The 23,756-nt window shown below is 35.3% G+C and carries 20 protein-coding genes; 16 read left to right on the top strand and 4 right to left on the bottom strand.

What is annotated here, in order from left to right; genetic code table 11:
• Positions 1-88: 88 nt before the first annotated feature.
• Positions 89-508 (top strand): nucleoside-diphosphate kinase, encoded by a 420-nt coding sequence (locus QYS48_RS07850; RefSeq protein WP_308358274.1) that lies wholly within the window; start codon positions 89-91, stop codon positions 506-508.
• A gap of 75 nt (positions 509-583) precedes the next feature.
• Here QYS48_RS07850 and QYS48_RS07845 read toward each other — a convergent pair whose 3' ends face one another.
• A complete protein-coding gene (locus QYS48_RS07845) occupies positions 584-901 on the bottom strand; it encodes a hypothetical protein (protein WP_308358273.1) in 318 nt (105 codons plus the stop codon).
• Between the two features lie 186 nt (positions 902-1,087).
• Between QYS48_RS07845 and QYS48_RS07840 the strand changes: the two genes are divergently transcribed.
• From QYS48_RS07840 to QYS48_RS07820, 5 genes are all read left to right on the top strand, one after another.
• Complete coding sequence (locus QYS48_RS07840) at positions 1,088-2,848, top strand: long-chain fatty acid--CoA ligase (RefSeq protein WP_308358272.1); 1,761 nt, start codon at positions 1,088-1,090, stop codon at positions 2,846-2,848.
• A gap of 74 nt (positions 2,849-2,922) precedes the next feature.
• Positions 2,923-4,035, top strand: a complete 1,113-nt coding sequence (locus QYS48_RS07835) for a PQQ-dependent sugar dehydrogenase (RefSeq protein WP_308358271.1) — start codon at positions 2,923-2,925, stop codon at positions 4,033-4,035.
• A 223-nt stretch (positions 4,036-4,258) separates the two neighbouring features.
• Positions 4,259-8,782 (top strand): glutamate synthase large subunit, encoded by a 4,524-nt coding sequence (gene gltB / locus QYS48_RS07830; RefSeq protein ID WP_308358270.1) that lies wholly within the window; start codon positions 4,259-4,261, stop codon positions 8,780-8,782.
• Positions 8,783-10,249 (top strand): glutamate synthase subunit beta, encoded by a 1,467-nt coding sequence (locus QYS48_RS07825; protein WP_308358269.1) that lies wholly within the window; start codon positions 8,783-8,785, stop codon positions 10,247-10,249.
• A 42-nt stretch (positions 10,250-10,291) separates the two neighbouring features.
• Entirely contained in the window at positions 10,292-10,699 is a 408-nt protein-coding gene (locus QYS48_RS07820; RefSeq protein WP_308358267.1) for an STAS/SEC14 domain-containing protein, read from the top strand.
• A gap of 6 nt (positions 10,700-10,705) precedes the next feature.
• Here QYS48_RS07820 and QYS48_RS07815 read toward each other — a convergent pair whose 3' ends face one another.
• Positions 10,706-11,161, bottom strand: coding sequence for a hypothetical protein (locus tag QYS48_RS07815; RefSeq protein ID WP_308358266.1), 456 nt, complete (start codon positions 11,159-11,161; stop codon positions 10,706-10,708).
• A 166-nt stretch (positions 11,162-11,327) separates the two neighbouring features.
• Between QYS48_RS07815 and QYS48_RS07810 the strand changes: the two genes are divergently transcribed.
• On the top strand, positions 11,328-12,611 hold the full coding sequence (locus QYS48_RS07810) for an acetyl-CoA hydrolase/transferase C-terminal domain-containing protein (protein ID WP_308358265.1): 1,284 nt from the start codon (positions 11,328-11,330) through the stop codon (positions 12,609-12,611).
• 89 nt (positions 12,612-12,700) lie between these two features.
• On the top strand, positions 12,701-12,847 hold the full coding sequence (locus QYS48_RS07805) for a hypothetical protein (RefSeq protein ID WP_302102604.1): 147 nt from the start codon (positions 12,701-12,703) through the stop codon (positions 12,845-12,847).
• On the opposite strand, the gene QYS48_RS07800 is transcribed toward QYS48_RS07805, so the two are convergent.
• The gene (locus tag QYS48_RS07800; RefSeq protein ID WP_308358264.1) at positions 12,848-14,560 is read right to left on the bottom strand and encodes a capsule assembly Wzi family protein; all 1,713 of its coding nucleotides are present in this window, start codon (positions 14,558-14,560) and stop codon (positions 12,848-12,850) included.
• Positions 14,561-14,700: 140 nt separating this feature from the next.
• Here QYS48_RS07800 and QYS48_RS07795 point away from each other — a divergent pair, with 140 nt between their 5' ends.
• From QYS48_RS07795 to QYS48_RS07760, 8 genes are all read left to right on the top strand, one after another.
• Complete coding sequence (locus QYS48_RS07795) at positions 14,701-14,949, top strand: type B 50S ribosomal protein L31 (RefSeq protein ID WP_308358263.1); 249 nt, start codon at positions 14,701-14,703, stop codon at positions 14,947-14,949.
• Positions 14,950-15,089: 140 nt separating this feature from the next.
• Positions 15,090-16,505 (top strand): aminotransferase class I/II-fold pyridoxal phosphate-dependent enzyme, encoded by a 1,416-nt coding sequence (locus QYS48_RS07790; protein ID WP_308358262.1) that lies wholly within the window; start codon positions 15,090-15,092, stop codon positions 16,503-16,505.
• 89 nt (positions 16,506-16,594) lie between these two features.
• The gene (locus tag QYS48_RS07785; RefSeq protein WP_308358429.1) at positions 16,595-17,059 is read left to right on the top strand and encodes a tyrosine-type recombinase/integrase; all 465 of its coding nucleotides are present in this window, start codon (positions 16,595-16,597) and stop codon (positions 17,057-17,059) included.
• Between the two features lie 160 nt (positions 17,060-17,219).
• Complete coding sequence (locus QYS48_RS07780; protein WP_308358261.1) at positions 17,220-18,572, top strand: ATP-binding protein; 1,353 nt, start codon at positions 17,220-17,222, stop codon at positions 18,570-18,572.
• On the top strand, positions 18,556-19,212 hold the full coding sequence (locus QYS48_RS07775) for an RloB family protein (RefSeq protein WP_308358260.1): 657 nt from the start codon (positions 18,556-18,558) through the stop codon (positions 19,210-19,212). Before QYS48_RS07780 ends, QYS48_RS07775 begins: the two co-directional genes overlap by 17 nt.
• A 110-nt stretch (positions 19,213-19,322) precedes the next feature.
• The gene (locus tag QYS48_RS07770) at positions 19,323-19,448 is read left to right on the top strand and encodes a hypothetical protein (protein ID WP_302122097.1); all 126 of its coding nucleotides are present in this window, start codon (positions 19,323-19,325) and stop codon (positions 19,446-19,448) included.
• 359 nt (positions 19,449-19,807) lie between these two features.
• The gene (locus QYS48_RS07765; RefSeq protein WP_308358259.1) at positions 19,808-20,320 is read left to right on the top strand and encodes a sigma-70 family RNA polymerase sigma factor; all 513 of its coding nucleotides are present in this window, start codon (positions 19,808-19,810) and stop codon (positions 20,318-20,320) included.
• 9 nt (positions 20,321-20,329) lie between these two features.
• On the top strand, positions 20,330-20,989 hold the full coding sequence (locus QYS48_RS07760) for a hypothetical protein (protein WP_308358258.1): 660 nt from the start codon (positions 20,330-20,332) through the stop codon (positions 20,987-20,989).
• Between the two features lie 240 nt (positions 20,990-21,229).
• Here the strand turns inward: QYS48_RS07760 and QYS48_RS07755 are convergent, their stop codons facing one another.
• Positions 21,230-23,755, bottom strand: coding sequence for an FtsX-like permease family protein (locus QYS48_RS07755; RefSeq protein WP_308358257.1), 2,526 nt, complete (start codon positions 23,753-23,755; stop codon positions 21,230-21,232).
• Between the last annotated feature and the right edge of the window lies 1 nt (position 23,756).

Here is a 23,756-nt window from a genome sequence, read left to right as displayed (position 1 = left end):
TGCTGAGATTAAGGAAATATAATATTTCATATCAGATTTATCCCTTAAATTTGCATTTCAAAATATTCAAATCAATAAATTTAACACAATGGCTGGAAACAGAACATTTACGATGATTAAGCCCGATGCAGTGGGTGAAAACAATATTGGTGCAATTACAAAAATGATTGAGGAAGGTGGATTCCGTATTGTATCAATGAAAATGACGAAATTAAGTGAAGAAAGAGCGGGTCAGTTTTATGCCGTTCACAAAGAGCGTCCTTTCTTTAAAGATTTAGTAGAATATATGTCAGGTGGCCACATTGTTGCTATGATTTTAGAAAAAGATAACGCAGTTGAAGATTTCAGAAAATTAATTGGAGCGACTAATCCAGCTGATGCTGAAGAAGGAACTATCAGAAAAATGTTTGCTAAATCAATTGAAGCAAACGCTATTCACGGTTCTGATTCTGATGAAAATGCTCAAATCGAAGGAAGTTTCTTTTTTGCTGATATTGAGAAATTCTAAGAATTAAGAATTTTGATTACTAAAAAAGGCATCTGCTGGAAAGCGGATGCCTTTTCTTTTTATTTAGTTTTTCTTCTAATTCGTTACGATTTCCGAAGCAGCTGGAGAATCAAAAATTTCTTTAAAGCTATACCTATATATAACCTGAAATAAGATGTTATATGACATTGAAGACATCGAACTTTGAGAATTCGCCTTATTATCAACGCTATCTTTTAGCATAGGCTTTTCCCTAATGTTGGCTAAAGAATCGGTTTTGCTTTTCTTCTCCGGATCTACTTCAATTGTTTTGTATTTTTCTTTTTTGTCTTCTGCGGTTTCGGCTGAAACATCAAATGCACAAAAAGCACCGAGTAATAATACTATAATACTGGTTTTTTTTAGATCAAACATGGCTGTTTCATTTTGATGTTATCAAATATATTGAAATAATATGACATTATCCCAATAACCTACTGATAACTATCTCTTTGCTGTAAGGTTTCAATTATTTTTTTATAAAAAAGTGAAATTTCCTTCGGTGTCTCCTATCATTCATAAATTTTGATTTATATTAAAGGAAAAATTAAGATCACTATTATGGAACTCACTAGGCTTTTCGATTTACTATCTTATCAAAAAGAAAACCACCCAATTAAAGATACATTCTCCTACAAATATGATGGCCGCTGGAAAAACTACAGCACAGATGATGTAATAAATATTGTAAATGCTGTATCAAGGGGCTTTCTAAAATTGGGATTAAAAAAAGATGATAAAGTTGGAATAGTCTCTTCCAACAGACCAGAGTGGAATTTTATTGATCTTGCCTTACAACAAATTGGTGCTGTTAGTGTGCCTATGTACCCTACCATCACCCCAAAAGATTATAAATTCATTTTTGAAGATTCAGGATTGAAATATGTTTTTGCTGAAGATCAAGAATTATATGATAAAGTTAAAAAAGCTTCACAAGGCTTATCCTTTGTAGAAAATATTTACTCCTTTGAAAACCTGAATAATATTCCTCACTGGTCAGAATTAAGAGAAAGTGGAGAAAATGACACCACAGATTTAGAGGAATATAAAAAAGCCGTTACTCCTGAAGATTTAGTAACACTTATTTACACTTCTGGTACAACTGGTAATCCTAAAGGTGTGATGCTTACCCATAATAATGTATTAAGCAATGCAAAAGCTGTCTCAGAGAACTTAGATGTTGCCGGAATAAGAAAGTCTTTAAGCTTTTTGCCACTCTGCCATATATTCGAAAGAACCAGTGTTTATTTCTATTTATACCGAGGCGTTGGAGTTTATTATGCTGAAAACCTTGAAAAAATTGGAGACAATTTAAAAGAAGTTCAGCCTGATATGTTTACGACCGTACCAAGACTACTTGAAAAAATCTACGATAAGATAGTAGCAAAAGGAATGGAATTAAGCGGAGTGAAAAAATCACTTTTCTTTTGGGCATTAAATTTAGGTCATAAGTTTGATCGAAATAAAAACCAAGGAGGCTGGTATAACTTCCAACTCAAACTAGCCAATAAACTAATCTTCAGTAAATGGAGGGAGGCAGTTGGTGGTAATATTAAAATAATTGCTTCAGGTGGTGCTGCATTACAGCCTAGATTAGCTACTATTTTCTGGTCGGCACAAATACCTGTTTTGGAAGCCTATGGTTTAACTGAAACCTCTCCAGGCATTTCTTTTAACAGATACAATAAAGAAGATATGCTTATTGGTACAGTTGGTCCTGCATTACCTGGGGTTGAAATAAAAATTGCCGAAGATGGTGAGGTTTTAGCCAAGGGGCCAAATATCATGAAAGGGTATTATAATCAGCCTGAAAAAACTGCCGAGGTAATTGATAAAGACGGTTGGTTCCATACCGGTGATATTGGAGAAATGGTGAATGGTAAGTTCCTTAAAATTACAGATCGTAAAAAAGAGATGTTCAAAACATCAGGCGGGAAATATATTGCGCCACAATACATTGAAAATAAACTAAAGGAATCCACCATGATTGAGATGGCTATGGTAGTAGGTGATGGACAAAAATTCCCTGGGGCACTTATAGTTCCAAACTTTGAAGCTCTAAAGGAATGGTGTCAACATAAAGGTTTAGCCTATACATCTGACTCTGAAATGATAAAGGATGAAAAAATAATTGGAAAATTTGAGCGGGAGATAGGGAAAGCAAATGATCAATTTGCTCAGTATGAAAAAATCAAAAAGACCATTCTTCTTCCAGAAGCCTGGACTGTTGAAAATGGTGAATTAACTGCAAAACTTAGTTTAAAGCGAAAAATAATTGAAGCAAACTATAAAGATGAAATTGCTTCTATATATAATAATTGAGATATAATTTCATTTAGGTGGTTTACAATTCTTGATATAATAGTTATATTAGAGAAAGCGTAAACCACCTAAATATGAGAACCTTAGCTGCTCTTAAATTTCTTTCATTACTTTTTATAATTAATTTTTCATGTAATGCTGAACCTGAAAGCAATCTTAAAGATGATTTTGAGGTAGTCACTATTGCTGATGGATTAGAAAACCCCTGGGGAATGACCTGGCTGCCCGATGGCAAAATGCTTGTTACCGAAAAAAGAGGAGAAATTTTAGTAATTGAAAATGATGCTTTTGAAGGAGTAAAATTAAAAGGAGTTCCAGAAGTTTATAATCGTGGTCAAGGCGGACTTCTTGACATTCAAGCCCATCCCAATTATGCTGAAAATGGCTGGATATATTTTAGCTATGCAAAACCAGGCAAAGGAGGCGGTAGCACAGCTATTATGAGAGCCAAACTCGATGGAAATCAATTAGTCAATAAAGAATTGATCTACGAATCCTTCCCAAAAACGAATTCAGGTGTTCATTTTGGTTCCAGAATAGATTTTAAAGAGGGTTACATCTTTTTTAGTATTGGAGAAAGAGGGGAAATGGAAAACGCCCAATCAGTGGGAAATCCTTTTGGTAAAATCCATCGATTGTATGAAAATGGTGATCTTCCAGAAGATAACCCTTTCGTAAAAATTCCTGATGCTGAACATAGCATTTGGAGTTATGGGCATAGAAACCCTCAGGGCCTGCAGTTTCATCCTGCAACTGGAAATTTGTGGGAACATGAACATGGACCTAAAGGAGGAGATGAATTGAATATAGTAGAAAAGGCAAAAAATTATGGCTGGCCTGAAATCACCTATGGAATAGATTATGATGGCACTATTATTAGTAATGAAACCGAAAAGGAGGGAATGATGCAACCTGAGCATTATTGGGATCCTTCCATTGCCCCTTGTGGGATGACTTTTGTTAGCAGCGATCGATATCCTTCCTGGAAAGGCGACCTATTATTAGGCTCGCTTAAATTTCAATATTTATGTAGAGTTAATCTGGATGATGAGGGAAAATATATTAAAGAAGAAAAATTATTAAAGGGGATCGGAAGAGTTAGGCATGTTGCTGAAAGCCCGGACGGTTACATCTATGTTGCAGTTGAGGGGCCAGGAAAAATTGTCAAACTAGTTCCAAAAAAATAAAAATATTTAAGATGGTAATTTCATGGCTATCTCTCTCTATTTCCAATTTCAATTATTATTCTACCTTAAGATAATTCTTTTAGGCTGAACTAAAATTTGTAAAACTGAATTACTTAGTGTAAATTAGACACTAAGTATCCTTACTGATTTCCAACTTCTTTTACTTTTATGGATTACTTATTATCAGTAAATTATACATCTCAATTGACTGACTTTCATATTTATGCGTAACAATTCTTTATACAAATCTGCATTTGAACATGATGCCTGTGGAATAGGAACCATCATTAATATTAACGGCAAAAAAGAGCACCAACTTATTCAAGATGCTCTAGACATGTTGGAAAACATGGAGCACAGAGGCGGTACAGGAGCCGATAAGCAAACTGGTGATGGTGCAGGGATTATGATGCAAATCGATGAGCATTATATTAAATGGACTGCCGATGATGCGGGTATCTCATTTAAAAAGGAAAACCCGGTAGGGACAGGAATCTTCTTCTTTCCTAAAATGCCAAAAGTTGCTGATGAATGTAAAGAAGTATTAAATAAACATGCAGAAGAACTTGAGCTAGAAATTTTAGGATACCGAAAAGTGCCAGTTAATGAAAAAGTGCCAGGATCCGGTGCCAAGCCAGTAGAGCCTTTAATTGAACAGGTATTTATTCAGTCAAAAAAGGCAATTTCTAATGAAGAGTTAGAACGTAAATTATTTGTATTAAGAAATTACAGCACTCATTACATTGGCCATAATGTACAAGGAAACAATAAAGCTTTTTATGCCTGCAGCCTTTCTACTAATACAGTAATTTATAAAGGTCAATTAAGAACTAATCAACTTAGAGAATATTATTATGATTTAACAGACGAAAGATTTAAATCCGCTTTTGCTATTATTCACTCAAGATTCTCCACTAACACATTTCCAAATTGGAAACTTGCTCAACCTTTTAGATTCATCTCCCACAATGGAGAAATTAATACCATCAGGGGGAATGTAACCAAAATGAAATCTAAAGAAGCCAACTTTGATTCAAAGGTTTTTACTGATGCTGATTTAGAAAAGTTACTACCGGTAACCAATCCAGAGCATTCTGATTCCGCTAATCTGGATGCCATTGTTGAAATGCTAGTGCTTGATGGCCGACCATTAGAACATGTCATGATGATGATAGTGCCCGAAGCATGGCAGGATAATAACATGATGGATAAAGACAGAAAAGCTTTTTATAAGTATCATGCATCCATAATGGAGCCTTGGGATGGCCCTGCTGCTTTAATTTTTACGGATGGTAAAAAAGTAGGTGCCACATTAGATAGAAATGGATTAAGACCCTCTCGTTTCTGTATCACCAACAATAATCGATTAATAGTATCCTCAGAAGCAGGAGCTTTGCCGGTTAAGGCAGATGAAATTATCCAGAAAGGAAGATTACAGCCTGGTAAAATGTTGATGGCTGATTTAGAACAAAACAAAATTTTATTTGATGAGGAGATCAAAAATAGCATTACTGCTAATAAATCCTATCAAGACTGGATTATTGCCCATAGAGTAAAATTAAGAAATCTGCCAGTGCCTGAAGTTAGTACAGAAAAATTATCAGGTGAGAATTTATTACAACAACAAAAAGCTTATGGATATACTTCTGAAGAATTAAAAGTTATACTAGCTGATATGGCGGTTAGAGGAACTGAGCCCATTGGTTCTATGGGGGCCGATACTCCACTAGCCATTTTAAGTAAGCAAAGCCAACATATATCAAATTATTTCAAGCAGTTATTTGCCCAGGTAAGTAATCCTCCAATTGACCCCATCCGAGAAAGAATGGTTATGTCACTTTTCACCAGAGTGGGTGAAAGTTTGAATATTTTAGAGGAATCTCCTGCGCATGCGAAACAAGTTCACATATCACAACCTGTTTTACTGGATTCTGATATTGCTAAATTCATGTACTTAAAAGACATTGGCTTTGATTATGAGATTATTGATTGTGTATTTAAAGCTGATGGAGAGCCTGGCCGATTAGAAGAAGGACTAAATACGATTTGCGCTAAGGCAGAAGAGGCAGCAAAGAACGGAAAAGTTGTTTTAATTCTTTCCGATAGAAATATTGATCATGACCACGCCCCTATTCCTTCTTTATTATCAACTGGAGCAGTTCACCAACATCTTGTAAAATTAAACCTTAGAACTAAAACAGGTATAGTAGTAGAAGCGGGAGATGTAAGAGAAACTCACCATTTTGCCACTATCATTGGATATGGAGCTAGTGCGATAAATCCTTACCTAGCAATTAATTCAATTGAAGAACTGCATGATAAAGGTCAATTAGAAGATGGGCTTTCAAAAGAAGAAGCAGTAGCAAATTATCAGAAAGCAATCGGCTATGGCTTATTGAAGATTTTATCTAAAATGGGGATCAGCACCTTGCAGTCCTATCAAAGTGCACAAATTTTTGAAGCATTAGGTCTTCATTCAACCGTGATTGAAAAATGCTTTACGGGTACAATCTCTCGAATTGAAGGCATTGATTTTGATGGATTAGCTAAAGAAGTTTTAGTAAGACATTTACAAGCTTATCCTTCAAATAATCAGGTTAAAAAAGGTTTAGAAGTTGGAGGCGTTTACCAATGGAAACAAAGAGGTGAAAAACACCTTTTCAATCCGGAAACAATTCATCTGCTTCAGCATTCCACTAAGACCGCTAACTTTTCACTTTATAAAAAGTATGCTTCAAAAATTAATGATCAGGTAAAAGATACCTTAACCTTAAGAGGCTTATTCGACTTTAAGAAAAGAGTACCTATTTCATTATCTGAAGTGGAGCCAGCTGAAAGTATCATGAAAAGATTTGCCACCGGAGCCATGTCTTTTGGTTCAATTTCTCATGAAGCCCACTCTACACTTGCTATTGCCATGAATAGAATTGGTGCTAAAAGTAACAGTGGTGAAGGCGGAGAAGATGAAGTGCGATTTGAAGTAAAGCCAAATGGTGATTGGGAAAGATCTGCAATAAAGCAAGTCGCTTCTGGACGATTTGGTGTAACTAGTTATTACTTAACTAATGCTGATGAACTCCAAATTAAAATGGCACAAGGCGCTAAGCCCGGTGAAGGAGGTCAATTGCCAGGTCATAAGGTAGATGAATGGATAGGAAGAGTAAGGCATTCCACTCCAGGAGTAGGATTAATATCTCCTCCACCCCATCATGATATTTATTCGATTGAGGATTTAGCCCAACTTATATACGATTTAAAAAATGCTAATCGTACAGCCAGAATTAATGTGAAATTGGTTTCACAAGCCGGTGTGGGTACCGTGGCAGCCGGAGTTTCAAAGGCCAATGCAGATGTGGTTCTAATTTCAGGTGCAGATGGAGGAACAGGTGCATCGCCTTTAAGCTCTATTCGTCATGCTGGACTTCCATGGGAATCAGGATTAGCTGAAGCCCATCAAACCTTAGTAAAAAACAACCTAAGAAGTAGAATTACGGTACAAGCGGATGGACAAATGAGAACAGGTCGTGATTTGGCCATCGCTACTTTATTAGGAGCTGAAGAATGGGGAATCTCAACTGCTGCTTTGGTGGTCGAAGGTTGTATCATGATGCGTAAATGTCATACCAATACTTGTCCTGTAGGAGTAGCTACTCAAAATCCAGAATTAAGAAAACTCTTTACTGGAGATCCTGAGCATGTTGTGAATTTCTTTAAATTCCTAACTGAAGATTTAAGGGAAATAATGGCTCAATTAGGATTCAAAACTATTGATGAAATGGTTGGCCATTCAGAAGTATTAAAGGTTAGAAATGATGTGCCTTTCTGGAAATTAAAGGACCTTGATCTGAGTCCAATTTTATATCAGGAGCATATAGCTGAGCAAGTTGGAGTATTTAAACAAATTGAGCAAGAGCACGAATTAGATGAGGTATTAGATTGGCAACTATTGGAAACTGCCAAAGAGGCTTTAGACAATAAACAAGCTGTTCGAAAAACTTTCCCAATCCGGAATATCAATAGAGCGGTGGGGGCAATTCTTTCCAATGAAATCAGTAAAAAGTATAAAGGAGAAGGGCTTCCCGAAGATACAATTCGATATAAATTTGAAGGATCAGCAGGGCAAAGCTTTGGAGCATTCCTTGCTCCAGGAGTGACCTTTGAAATTGAAGGTGAGTCTAATGACTATTACGGAAAAGGCTTATCTGGCGGTAAACTCCTCATTTATCCTCCTAAAAACTCAAGCTTTACGGCATCTGAAAATATCATAATTGGGAATGTCGCCTTTTATGGGGCGACTTCTGGATATGCCTACATTAACGGAATGGCCGGTGAGCGATTCTGTGTTAGAAATTCAGGAGTGCATACCGTGGTTGAAGGCGTAGGGGATCATGCATGTGAATACATGACAGGTGGAAGAGTAGTGGTACTTGGTGAAACTGGTAAAAACTTTGCAGCCGGAATGAGTGGTGGTATCGCCTATGTGTTAGATGAAAATAATTCATTTGAGGAAAATTGTAATAAAGCCATGGTAGGCATGGAAAGTCCTTCGGAAGAGGATATAAATGAGCTTAAGACCTTAATTGATTATCATGCTCAAGCCACTGGCAGCGTAAAAGCCAAAACTATTTTAGAGGATTTTGATCACTATTTATCAAAATTCATCAAAGTAATCCCTCACGATTACAAGCGCATTTTAGAAGCAAAAAAAGCAGAAGAACAAAAGACTAACGAAAAAATAGTAGCATAAATGGGACAGCAAGACGGATTTTTAAAGTTTGATAGAGAATTACCAGATAGCAGACCACCTGAAAAAAGGATAGAAGATTTTAAAGAAATCTACCAGCCTTTTCCTGAGGTGAAAACCAAAAAGCAGGCAGCAAGGTGTATGGATTGTGGCATCCCGTTTTGCCATTCTGGTTGCCCTTTAGGAAATATTATTCCTGAATTTAATGATGCGGTTTATCATGAAAATTGGGAAGAAGCTGCTAAAATTCTTTATTCTACCAACAACTTTCCCGAATTCACAGGAAGAATATGTCCCGCTCCTTGTGAGGCAAGCTGTGTATTAGGTATTAATAAACCTCCAGTGGCTATCGAGCATATTGAAAAAACAATCGCTGAAAAAGCTTATGAATTAGGGTATATAAAACCAAATCCTCCTCAAGTAAGAACCGATAAAAAAGTAGCGGTTATTGGATCAGGACCAGCCGGATTGGCGGCAGCTGATCAGCTTAATAAAGCAGGACATTGGGTAACTGTATTTGAACGTGAAAGCAGAATTGGCGGATTACTTCGGTATGGAATTCCAGATTTCAAATTAGAGAAGCGGTTCGTAGAGCGCAGAATTAGCATTATGGACGAAGAAGGCATCCGTTTTAAGGTGAATGCTGAAGTAGGAAAAAATATTAATCCTGATATGCTGAAGGATGATTTTGATGCCATTGTGATTTGCACTGGTTCTACCGTGCCTAGAGATCTTCCTATTCCGGGTAGGGAGCTAAAAGGCATTCACTTTGCAATGGATTTCCTTACTATGCAAAACAAAGAAGTTGCAGGAGATAAAGTTGAAAATAAAATTTCAGCTGAAGGAAAAAATGTGGTTGTAATTGGTGGTGGAGATACGGGTTCAGATTGTATTGGCACTTCGCATAGACAAAAAGCTAGTTCTGTTCTTCAATTAGAATTGATGCCAAAACCTCACCTTAAAAGAGATGATAGCGATCCTTGGCCACTATGGCCTATGACTTTACGCACTTCTTCTTCACATGAGGAAGGTGGCGAAAGAAAATGGGGAGTATTGACTAAGGAATTTAAGGGGAATGAAAAAGGAGAATTAAGTCATATTAAGTTGGTCGATATTGAGTGGGTAAACCAAGGAGGTAGACAAAGCATGCAAGAAATACAGGGGACGGAAAGAGATGTACCTTGTGAACTGGCTTTACTTGCCATTGGTTTTTCTCATCCTGAAAATCATTTGCTAGAAAATTTAGGTGTTGAAAAAACCCAAACAGGATTAGTAGGAGCCGATCAATATAAAACCAATGTAGAAAATATTTTTACCGCTGGTGATGCCAGAAGAGGTCAGTCTTTGGTGGTTTGGGCTATATCAGAAGGTAGAGAAGCTGCCAGAGAAGTGGATCAGTATTTAATGGGACGAACAGAATTACCCGCGAAAGACAGTTCGTTTTTTGACATAGCTGAATTAGAAAAGTAACACTACTTTAAACATATTAATCAACGCATAGTTTTTAATGAAATGAAAACATATGCAACAATAGATTCTTCTGAAGAATCCTTAATTAAGGTAACGTTTACTGGTGAGAAAAGTACTGATGAAAACTTTAATCAATACTTATCTGAACTTTCTAAAATTTATGATAACAGGATAAATTTATCTATAATTTTTGATGCACGAAAAGCAGGAATCCCCAAATTATCTCACCAAAAAAAGCAAGCTACTTGGTTAAGTGAGCATTGGAAATTAATGGAAAAATATTGTAATGGAACAGCTTACGTAATATCAAATGCTGCTATTCGAGCTGTTTTAAAAGTTATATTTTCATTCCAAAATCAGCCTGTTCCTTATAAAATATTTTCAACTATAGATGAGGCCAAAGAATGGGTTTCAACGATTGATAATAAAAAAGCTAAAAAAATAAGCTAACAGCTATTATCTCGATTGATCTTGGATAGTGGTGTGTAAATAGCTTTTCAAGCTGTCAAGTTTTTGTAAAAGCTTGGCTTTCTTTTTAGCCGTTTTCAATTCAATTGTTGTACCATCTGAAAATTTAAGGAAGGCAATATATTTTTCAACATTGATAACGGAACTAGTATTTGCCCTTCCATAAAACCTTTGGCTAGTTTTTAAATTCTTAATAAATATTTTCTCAATTCCTTCATAGCCCTTCCATTCTCCAGTTTTGATAAAGTAAAACGCATTAAACTCTCTATACTTATTCCCTTTGAATTCGATTCCAGAATATGCGGTTAAAATTAAAAAACTAATCAGAAATAATAAAATAGCTACATATACATTAATAAATACAGCAATAAATGCCACTAAAAGTAAGCTATAGGCTAAAATCTGAAATTGTATCGGAAATAACAGTGCTTTGTAAAATCTCATAACTACATTCAATTGTCATTCATAATATAAATGACATTTTTACCAGCCTTAAGATATACATTTGTTAATATTAAATCCCTGACATTTATCATTATTTTCGATAGTTTTCCTCAAGAATCCTTAATTTGTGATTAATAATTTTGCGACTGCAAACAAGAAAAGAATTATGAAAGAATCACTAACTATAGTAACTGCCGAAGAGGCCGTTTCACACGTTAAATCTGGAAGTAGAGTATTCATTCAAGGGGCCGCCATGACTCCTTTAAAGTTAGTAGATGCGCTGTCTGAAAGATACAATTCGCTAGAAGATGTAGAGCTTTTTCACTTGCATACAGAAGGTCAGGCTTTATATACTCAAGAACCCTATTATAAAGCTTTTAAAATTAATAGCGCTTTTGTAGCAGGAAATGTTCGAAAAGCCATAGCAGAGGGAAAAGGAGATTATATCCCGATTTTTTTAAGTGAAGTACACTGGCTATTCAGAAGAAATATTTTGCCTCTTGATGTGGCTTTTATCCAAATCTCAACTCCAGACCAACATGGCTATTGTTCCTTAGGGGTTTCTGTGGATGTCACTATCCCTGCAATTCAAACGGCAAAGTTGGTAATTGCTCAGGTAAATCCTAATGTGCCAAGAACTCATGGTGACGGGATTATTCACATTAGTCAAATTGATTGTGCGATTGAAGTGAATGACCCCATTAGAGTACACGATGTGGTTGTACCTACTGAGGTGGAACATAAAATTGGGGAAAATGTAGCGAGTTTAGTAGAGGATGGTGCTACACTACAAATGGGCATTGGGGCAATCCCTAATGCTGCTTTACTAAATTTAGGAAATCATAAGGATTTAGGAGTGCATACTGAAATGTTCTCAGATGGAATATTACCGCTTGTAAAAAGTGGCGTAATCAATGGTCGTAAAAAAGAAATCAAAACGGGCAAATTAGTGACCTGTTTCGCCATGGGATCTCAAGAATTATATGATTTTATGGATGATAATCCAGTAGTTCATATGAAAGAAGCTGCCTACACCAACGATACTGCCATCATAAGAAAAAATCCAAAGGTAACCGCTATTAACTCTGCCATTGAAATTGATTTAACCGGTCAGGTTTGCGCTGATACTATTGGGCAATATCAATACTCTGGTGTTGGAGGCCAAATGGATTTCATTAGAGGTGCATCTCTATCAGAAGGAGGAAAAGCTATTATTGCTATGCCATCTGCTACCAATAAAGGGGTTAGTAAAATTGTTCCTTTCCTAAAAGAAGGAGCAGGTGTAACCACTACTAGAGCTCACGTGCATTATATTGTAACTGAACATGGTGTCGTGAACTTGTACGGTAAAAATTTAAGGGAAAGAGCAAAAGCATTGATTTCGATTTCTCATCCTGATGCCAGAGAGGAATTAGAAAAAGCTGCTTTCGAACGATTTGGTAAATTATAATTTACATACATTAAAATGTCCGATCATGAAGTCGGACATTTTTATTTTTTTGTGATGTTTAATAATTTTAGCCAAAAACTATCTAACCAATGAAAAGAATTAACAAAAACCAGTTCATCGGATTTCTTATAGGATTATTTGCCGTATTGGGTACTGAATTTTTATCCAATACTGAAAAATATGTAGATGCATTTAAGAATGGCTATGAGATGGCCCAAAAGTCTATATCCGAATAATTAAAATAAATTCTCTCGCTTAGGAATATTCCATCTAAGATTTATTCCATAAAAACTATTCTCACTGGTATTATTACCAAATTGGCTTTCTTGATTTCTAATACTATAATTTAAATCAAGGAAGAGATTATGATACGGCATATAACTTAAGGTCATTTTCACGAATTGTAAGGTATTACGTTCTCCTTGACCAATTGTATGTCCATATTGCCATCTGCTTCCTGTATCAGGATTGATGTGTGTATATCGAGTATTATTCGTTTTAAAAATATCACCTCCAAAATGGCCCACAGCAGTAGTATCTGTTCCAAATTCAGCCATTACCGCTTTTGCCTGAAAATTAATTCTAGGTGTGATTTGATAACGCAAAGTAGCCACCCACTCTTCAAAATTAGCACCTAAAGGATGAGCTAATGGTTGCTTATAATTCGCATAATTAGTGAAATTAGAATCATGCCCATAAATAAAAGGTCTTGCTACAATATATTCAGCCTGCAAATCCAAATTAGGAATTTCAAAAGCATTGAAATACTTCAAACCCGTCTGAACCGCCCATTTATTGGCCCACCAGCCTCCTTGTCTTAAATTATCAATTAAGAATTCATCCAAAACGAGTTGACCGTATAAGCTGAACCGCTTTAAGAATAATGCCCTGAAATCCATACCCAAAAGAGCGTTGCCAGAACTACCATCCTGTTGTTCTAAGGCTCTATAAAAAATTAATGGATTGAAGTAAACCGGATCAATTGGATTTTGAGCGACTGATGAATCGCCCGACATGATGGCCTCAAAAACTCCTATGTTGATGTTATCCGTAATATTATAGCTTAAATGGTGAAGCGATAAAAATTTTCGAGGATACTGATATTGTGTACCTGATAGCTGGTTCCCTCTTAGCACAACATCTGCTGTTTGTAATCCAAATAGGTTGGTATAATTCAATTTCCAGATGCTTGTCTCAGCTTTTAAAAATAGATAGCCCGGAGAAAAATCGCTTAGAATTAACGAACGTTCTCCATTCCCTATGAAAAAGCGATCATGACCAAATTGTAAATTAATACTTTTGGTAGCCTGAAATGAGATATATCCTCTAGCAGTGAAAAAATCTACCCCTTCATTATTATCACCATAAGGCTTCCAAAATCCTTCATTAGGCACTGCGCTAAAATCGCTTACATAATCATTCACATAAGACGGAAATACCACTTGATTTTCACCTACGAAAGTGTAAAATCCTAACTTTTCATTAATCAGCCCTCTTACCTCAAGCCCGCGGGTATTGGTATAAAGTCTATTATCAGAGATACTTTCTTGCCCGATTGAAAAATCTAAAACGGGGTTGATATGTAAATCAAATTCATCATTATGAACATTCAAAAAGTCTGCTTTAGTTTTATAAATGTGCCCAAATATGCCTTTTTCATTTTTGTAATCAGCACTATCAACCCATTCCCAATTATCATTTTTCAAATAATTATGGTTGAATTTATCTTTTCGGTTATAATCACCCGTATCTAAACTATCTAAAAACTGAGCAATTTCTTTTCTATTGAATGGCTTCATGGAAGCATGAAACCCTTCAGAAAATTTCCCGCTTTTCACTTCCAGTCTCTCCAATAAATGATAATAATCGCGGTTTAGAGGAGCATTTACAGCCTGGGCAAGCAAAAGTGAGGTGGAGAAAATGAAAAAGATAGTAAATAATAATCTCATATTGAATACTTTATGGCTTGCAAGATAATTAAAATAGTTAAGCAATAAATAAGCAGGTGTTTGGAAAGATTAAATGCATCTGCTATTTTTGCATTCCTTTAAAAGAATTGGTTGGAAATCAATAATTTAATTTATTAGTTATGAAAAAAGAAATTCATCCAGATTACAGAGAAGTTGTATTCTGGGATACTCAAGCAGACGTGAAATTCTTAACGAGGTCTACAATGACTTCTGATGAAACTATCAAAATGGATGATGGTAAAGAATATCCGGTAGTAAAAATTGAAGTTAGTTCAGCTTCTCACCCTTTTTATACAGGAAAGAAAATTTTCTTGGATACTGCAGGTCGTGTGGAGAAGTTCAACCAAAAATACAAAAAGAAGAAATAATTATAGATTATCACTTCTTCAAGAAAGTCTCTCTGAATTTAATTTTAGAGAGACTTTTTTATTTATACACCACTCAACATTTTTGTTTCGTCCATCACAATTATAAAGCTTATATTTGAATGCATTGAAAATCATTCATTATGGAGATAGAAGAGTTCAGAAAGCATGCCCATGCCATGGTAGATTGGATGGCCGATTATTTAGAAAATGTAGAAGAATATCCGGTCCTTTCAAAGGTTAAGCCGGGAGAAATAAAAGCTCAAATCCCTGAGAGCTTCCCTGAGAGCGCTGAGTCTTTCAATGCTATATTTAAAGATTTTGAAGATAAAATCATGCCTGGCATCACCCATTGGGAAAGCCCTAACTTCTTTGCCTATTTCCCCGCTTCTAAAAGCAAGCCTTCTATATTAGGTGAGATGTTGATGTCTGTATTGGGTACTCAAGGAATGGTTTGGCTCACCTCCCCAGCTGCTACCGAATTAGAGGACCGCATGATGGAATGGATGCGTGATTTGCTTGGCCTTTCTAAAGATTGGACTGGTTCGATTCAGGACACTGCCTCTACCGGTACCTTTAATGCATTGATTACGGCAAGAGAAAAAGCCTGTAATTTTCAAATTAATGAAAAGGGATTTCATCGAATGCCTCGATACAGAATTTACGCTTCAGAACAAGCGCATAGTTCCATTGATAAGAATGTGAAAATTGCAGGCTTTGGCATTAATAATTTGGTCAAAATTCCTGTAGATGAGAATTTCGCAATGATTCCTGAAAAGCTGGAAGAAAAAATTCAAAAAGATATAGATTCAGGCTACGAACCTCTTTTTATATTGGGAGCGTTGGGTACTACAGGAACGACTGCTGTTGATCCACTTGAAAAAATCGGACAGATTGCCAAAAAACATCATATCTGGTTTCATGTAGATGCTGCTTATTCCGGTGCAGCTTTAATTTGTCCAGAGCATAGATGGATGAGCAAAGGATTGGAATTAGCCGACAGTATGGTCTTCAATCCGCACAAATGGATGTTTGTAAACTTTGACTGTAGCCTTTACTATGTGAAAGAACCTGATTTATTAAAACAAACCTATAGCATAACTCCTGAGTATTTAAAAACAGATGCTGATGAGCAAGTGAATAATTATAGGGACTGGCACATACAATTAGGTAGAAGGTTCAGGGCTTTAAAATTATGGTTCGTATTGCGCGAATTTGGAGCCGATAAATTAAGATCCATCATTCACAATCATATTGTATGGGCGCAATGGCTGGAAAAAGAGATTGAAAAATCAGCTGATTTTGAAATGCTGGCGCCTGTTCCGGTTAACCTTTTATGCTTCCGATTTAATAATGGAAAAATGAATGAGGATGAACTGAATCAATTCAATGAACAGCTGCTAAAACAGGTAAATGTCACTGGGAAAATATTTATTACGCACACCAAGCTAAATGGAAAATACACTTTACGTTTAGTGGGCGGACACCCTGAATTGACTAAAGAACATTTAGAAATAGCTTGGAAACTGATCCAGGATACTGCTCATAAAACACAGTAAGCAAGCTGTATAAAAATAGCAAATACTGAGCCGGTAGAGCAGGCTATTTCTATGCTTTTTTAGCAGTATTTGCATAAAAAACATATAATATTAAACATCAATGCATCATAAGGTTACTTTATTCTTCAGGACTGAGAAGAGGAGAATTACTCAATTTAAAGATTAGTAATATAGATGGAAAAAGGATGACTGTAAGAGTAAATCAGGGAAAAGGAAAAAATGACAGATATAGTATTTTGAGTGAGAAGCTCCTTCTTAAGTTGCGCTTATATTATAAACAATATAAACCTGTATACTATTTATTTGAAGGTAAAAAAGGGCAGCAATACAGTGGAAGCAGCGTAAGGCAGATTGTTGCAAAAGCAGCAAAAAGTGCAAATATAAGGAAAGCAGTTCGACCACACATGTTAAGACACTCATTTGCAACACATTTACTAGAATCAGGAACAGATTTAAGGCATATTCAAATACTTCTTGGGCATAACACTGAAATTTATACGCATGTTGCTACGGATACTTTTAAAACCATTAAGAATCCACTAGATTGCATCTAAAACTATAGAAGGTATAGTGACAACTTTTATGTCACTAGCCAATTGTTGTGCGTTATATCTCGTAACGTGAAATTATCACCTTAAATTAAAAATTAAACAATTTATTATTGATTTTATTAATGCAAAACCTTATCTTTGCGTGAAATAATCACGTATAAAGATGCTGATAAGATTTGTAATAGAAAATATGTTCTCTTTTGGCGAAAGAAAAGAGTTTACAACTATACCTAACAAGAGACTAAAAACCTTACAAAAGCATAAGTACGATATAAATGGCTTTGAAATTCTAAAGCTATCCTCTATTTATGGAGCAAATGGAGCTGGAAAATCAAATTTGATTAAGTCTTTATTTCATTTTCAAAAATTGATTACAAGAGAGGAAATTCCATTTAAATTAAAAGATACTCAGTATAAATTTGGCAATCAAAAAGAGCAAATTCTTGCTATAGAGTTTATACAAGATAATACACCTTTGTATTACGCAATCGTACTTTCTGAAGACAAAATATCAACTGAAGAATTATATGTTTCTGGCCTAGGAAGAAAAGAAGACAAGTTAGTTTTTGAAAGAAAAACAGTAGACGAAGAAACTTCCATCAAATTTTTAGATGACTTTGAAAATGACGAAAAAAGTCAAGTTCTTAAAAGTGTATTATTAGAGGAGTTTGTTAAACCCAATGAGCCCGTATTAAAGTTATTATCAAATAGGGATAACAAGTTTTTGAAAGATGTAAAAAAAGCCTACGCATGGTTTTCTGAAACTTTAGAAATTATAACTCCAGACGCTAAACCAAGAGCCTTAGCACATAAAATTGATACTGATATTGAATTTAAAAAATACGCAGAAGATTTAATGTGTTCGTTCAATATTGGAATTACGTCATTGGGAACGGAAAAAAAGAACATTCGAGAATTTTTTGGTGAAGACAATGAGAACGAACTTGACAAGCTCATGAAGGCTGTTGAAGATTCTCCTAAAAAGATGATTGGATTAACGAGTAGACGTGGTGATGAAATACTTTTAGTAAAAGAGAATGACACAATTTGGGTAAAAACCTTAAAAGTTGAGCATTCATCAAGTAATAATTCTGCTTTTTTTGATTTGGATGAAGAATCTGATGGAACAGTAAGATTATTGGACTTTGTTCCAGCATTCAAAAATGTTATTTCATCGGAGAAGGTTTACATCGTTGACGAAATAGAGAGAAGTATACATCCACTTTTGATAAAAGAACTTGTTAAAAAATTCTCCTTAGATAACAAAACACGAGGACAATTGATATTCACTACACACGAATCTAACTTGTTGGACCAAGAAATATTTAGACAAGATGAAATTTGGTTCGCAGAAAAAGATATGAATGGTTCTACCGACTTGTATTCATTGAGTGATTTTAAAGAACATAAAACAATTGATATTAGGAAAGGATATTTAAATGGCAGATATGGTTCTATTCCTTTTTTAGGCAATTTGGAAGACTTAAAATGGCACGATTATGATTTTAACAAATAGGCTTTTTGAAAGGCAATCTCCAAGCAGAGAAGCAAAGAGCCTATACATTTTTTGTGAAGGTGCAAAGAGGGAATATCAATATTTTGAATATTTCAGAGAAATTGATTCCCGTATTAAAGTTGAAGTAAATAAATTAAATCCAGATGACAATAATTCCCCTAAAGGTCTTTACGACCTAGCCGAAAACTCTTTTATTGGAGAAAAGCCAAAGTTTACTTTACAAGAAAATGATGAAGTTTGGATTGTTTTAGATACCGATCCTGATAAATCAAACAGTCGGAAGGAACAAATAAAACAAGTTAAAGCAGATTGTAAGTTAAAAGACAAATGGTTTGTTGTAGAAAGCAATCCCTGCTTTGAAGTTTGGTTGTTTTTCCATCAAAATGAAAAATTTGAGGAATTTGAATCTGATAATATTTGTAAAAGTTGGAAGCAAAAAGTAAATGAAAGCTACGAGGGTGGATTTGACTCAAGAAGACATCCAATTTTTATTGAGGATGCAATTAAAAATGCTGAAAGAAATTTTAAGACGAACGATAATGGAAACCCTTTAAAAGGTTCATCTGAAGTTTACATGTTAGCAAAAAGTATGTTCGCTGTAATAAAGAACAAAATAAGAGTCGTAAAAAACAAGTTGTAAATAAAGTACAAACGCACAACATCCGCTATCAAATCATTTATGAAAGGTCATCAAATTACTAAGATTCCCAATCAAAACGCCCGATAGCTAGACGTATGCGTTAAAGTTGAATGAAAATCGAGAACAGCAGAATGTTATCAGACTTTTTTGAAAATAAGGACAGCTCTGCATCCGTCTTTGAACAGTGGGTCTATTCAAATCCTGATTTGGAAACCGAAATTGGAGAACATATTTAATCAGAGTTTATTTCATTAGACTTTAAAGATAATTCTATAAGGATTCAAGTCAAAGAATTAGTTGATCCAATAATAGATTATGCTCAATTACACCATAACGAAATTACGAGAATTTTAGATAAGCTGATATCCCAGACAAGCAAACCACTGGACGAGATCAGAAAACTTTTCCAATGGGCCGAGAAAGGTTATACGTTTTTAGCTTCAGCTGAAAATGGCTATTTTTCGCTGCCATTCATTTCAGCCTGTGCGCTCTGCAATAAAAATAATTGTACATTGAAAGTATGATTTTTTGAAATTTCTGCGAATAATAAGCTAAAGATCAAAATTCATTCAATGAAAAAATGCCTTCACATAGCATGTCACCAATAGCGGATAATAAAAAAGACGAATTCTTAGCGACAATTGATGATCATAAAAAGATCATTTATAAAGTTGTTAATTCATATTGCAGGAATAAAGAAGACAGAAAGGATTTGGAGCAAGAGATCATTATTCAGTTATGGAACTCTTTCGACAAATACAATACTGCATACAAATACTCTACCTGGATGTATCGAATTGCGCTCAATGTTGCCATATCCTTTTATAGAAAGGAGAAAAAATGGCTAGCGATAAGTGATTTTTATAGTGAGGATTCAATCTACAGTATAGCAGAAGAAAATGAAAGCGAAACAGAATTAGACCATAATATTAAATCACTGCAAGAATTCATTGCTAAGCTAAATGAATTAAATAAAGCCTTGATGTTATTGTATTTAGAAGAAAAGCCATACGATGAGATAGCGGACATATTGGGAATAACAAAGACCAACGTGGCAACAAAAATTAGCAGACTTAAACTCAAATTAAAAAAAGAATTTCAAAAATAATATACTCTTATGGAAGCTCATGAATTAAGTAAAATAATGGAAGCTTATGATAATAAGTTGGACAAAACACTCCGCTTAAATAAGTCATCTATGGATCATTTACAGCTTGAAAAGCCTCAAAATAAAACAAAGAAAATTCTCGTATCTAGAATCTCTGAAGTCGTGGTATTTAGTTCTTTAGCTATCTTCCTAGGATGGTATGTAGCGAATAATTTGGGGCAAACTCATTTGGTAATAAGTGGCATCATCCTTCATGTATTTACTCTGATAGCATTGATAGGCAGTATTGGTCAGCTAGTATTATTACAGCAAATCGATTTTTCAAAACCAGTTATTGAGATCAGAAAAAAAATCGAGTTAGTAAATTCACATGGATTATTGTTTCTAAAATTGATTTTTCTTTCGGCCCCAGTTTGGTGGTCATATGCAATTGTGGGACTTGATGTATTTCTGGGTTTTGATATATATATTCATTTAGAGCAGGATTTTGTGATTCGCTATTTAGTGATCAACTTTCTTTTGATCATTCCACTTCTCTGGTTCTTAAATAAATTGTCTTATAAAAATCTCCATATAAAATGGGTACGAAATACCATCAAAATATTTACAGACCCAAAAACAAAGAAAGCCTTGGAGTTTTTAAATGATGTAGAAGAATTTGAAAATTAAGTTTTGAAACACAAATGACTATTAACCTTAAGTCCATTTACTACTAATTTTACAAATGGATTTAAGATCAAACTTGAATCGCTTTTTGTTTTTAATGAATAGCTGGTCCGATTCTTCTCATTATTTCCTAATCATTCATTGAATGAGTTATGCATTTGAGGATTATCAGAGCCAAATCTATTATCTGTCTGCCATCATTCAAATTCCTGTAGGGTGCAATCTATAATTGAATTTATCAATCTACACCTCCTTCCTCAATATCTCCAAAGGTGGTTTATTCACTACTGATCGGCTATTGGTTAAACCAATGAATACGGTTAATCCTGTAATCGCTAAATAAGTAATTAATACCGCTAATAGATTTGGAACAAATACCGTTTCAAAGCTGAAGTACGCTAATCCCCAGGCAGAAAGTAAAGCAATTATGATTCCGGTTAAGCTGGAAATGCTCCCTAAAAAAAAGTATTCCATAAGATTTATGCGGATGATTTGTTTACGACTGGCACCTATTGTCCTTAACAATACTGCTTCTTGCATACGCTGAAACTTGCTGATATTTACAGCTCCTATCAATACAATAATCCCGGTTATGATAGAAAAGAAAGCCATAAATTGAATCACAAAGGAGATTTTACCTAAGACCTCGTCCACTGTTTTTAAGATCAAGTCCAAATCGATAATAGAGATATTCGGAAATTTGCTTACGACTTTTTGCTGGTATTGAGCAGACTTCTCTACCTTTTCATAACGCGTTAGCAATACATGGAATTTAGGAGCCTGTTCTAATACGCCTTCAGGAAAAACCACCAAGAAGTTTGTTTGTACACGCTGCCAATCAATTTCTCTTATGCTTCCTACATAGCACTGAATTAATGCACCTTGTACGTTGAAAGTTAGTGGGTCTCCTAACCCAATTTTCATATCTTCCGCTAAGCCTTGATCCAGTGAAATGAAAATTGAGTCATCTGGATTCTCCACTTTTCCTTTCCACTCTCCTTCCAAAATGGTTTCAGAATCAATTAAGCTATCTCTATATGTTACCCTATATTCTCTTCCCAATACCCAGTTACGTACCTCTGAAGTGGTATCTTCCTTAATATCATCTGCCAATTTAGCTTTCAAACTGTGAAGCTTCATGGTTACTATGGGTACTTCTTGAATCACAGGAAGGCTATCCTTTTCAGTAATTTCAATGACCTGATCAACCTGGTCTGATTGAATATCGAAAAGCACCATATTCGGCTGATTTTCACTGCTGCTTAGCTTCACTTTATCCAGTAGCAATTCCTGACTTAACATTAAGGTGGTAATTAATGCAGTACCCAACCCAATGGTCACTACTAATATTAAGGTCTGATTATTGGGTCGATATAAATTCGCTAAACCTTGACGCGTGGTGAAAGCGGCTTTTTCAGGAAAGTATTTTCTCACAGCCCAGATGATCAAGCGACTTACACCCATCAGAATTAAAGCTGCAATCAATAGAGATACCGTAAATACTGCGGCTTCCTTTAAAGATTCTAGTTGTAAATAAGAGAACCCAAATACAAAGAGTACTACTAATAGGTAGACAAATCGACTTGCTTTTGAAGTTTTACCCCAACCTAAACTTCTTAATACGTTTAAAGGTGAGACCTTCCTGATTTGCAATAGTGGTACTAAAGCAAAAAGGATACTGGCTAAAAGACCAATCAGAATGCCTTGAAGGAAGGAACTAAGGCTGAAACTCAACTCGATTTCAAAGGGTAAGAAATCAGCAAAAAGCTGCGGCAAAAAATATTGGATGCTACTTCCTATTCCTGCCCCAATGATGGAGCCTATCAATCCGATAACTGATATCTGGATCAAGAAAATGTACATCCCCTGTAAAGAAGAGGCCCCTAAGCATCTTAAAATGGCTACTGACTTTACTTTCTCCTTCACATAAACTTGCACGGAACTCGCCACACCTATACAGCCTAATAATAAGGCAATAAAAGCAGTGAGATTTAAGAAACCGGTCAGATCAGAGTAAGCATCACCTAATTCTTGTTTTCTTTCCTCCACATCATCAAAGCGTAGTTCCTCTTTTTCTAAGCGAGGTTTCAGTACCTCATTGAAATATTTTTGATCATCGATTCCATCAGGGAATTTGATGTATAATTTATAATTGATGCGACTCCCTTTTTGCATCAATCCTGTTTCTTCTAATTTGGAAAATGGAATAAATACAGGTGGGGCTACTGTAGTGGTAATGGCAGATTGCCCTGGTGTTTTATTGATCTCCCCTGCAATAGAAAAGACTGAATTTCCTATTCGAACAGAATCATTTGGATTGATATTAAACTGCAGCATTAAAGATTGATCTACTAATGCTTTTTGTGCTGCATTATAACTATTAGCAGAGGTTAATGGGGTCGTTTCAATTGCTCCATAAAATGGATAGTTTTCTTCTACTGCTCTTACATTAATTAATCGAGTTCCTCCATTTTTGGGGAAGTACACCATGCTGGCAAAGGCTCTTTCCTCGGAAAGCATTAAGTTTTCCTCTTGAAGAAATTGGTATAAAGAATCAGGAAAAGGGCTGCGACTTTCTAATTCTACATCTGCTCCTAATAATTCTTTGGCTTCCGAATTGATTTGCTGAGTAAGATTATCTCCAAATGAATTGATGGCTACAAGTGCCGCAATACCGAGTACAATACTACTCATAAAGAGGAATAGTCGCGATCTATTTCTACGACTATCTCGCCAAGCCATTTTCAATAACCAGTTAAAATTTTGCATG

Source organism: Marivirga arenosa (assembly GCF_030503895.2).
GTDB lineage: Bacteria > Bacteroidota > Bacteroidia > Cytophagales > Cyclobacteriaceae > Marivirga > Marivirga arenosa.
Note: the sequence above shows the minus strand (reverse complement) of the source record. Positions and strands in the feature narration are given on the sequence as shown.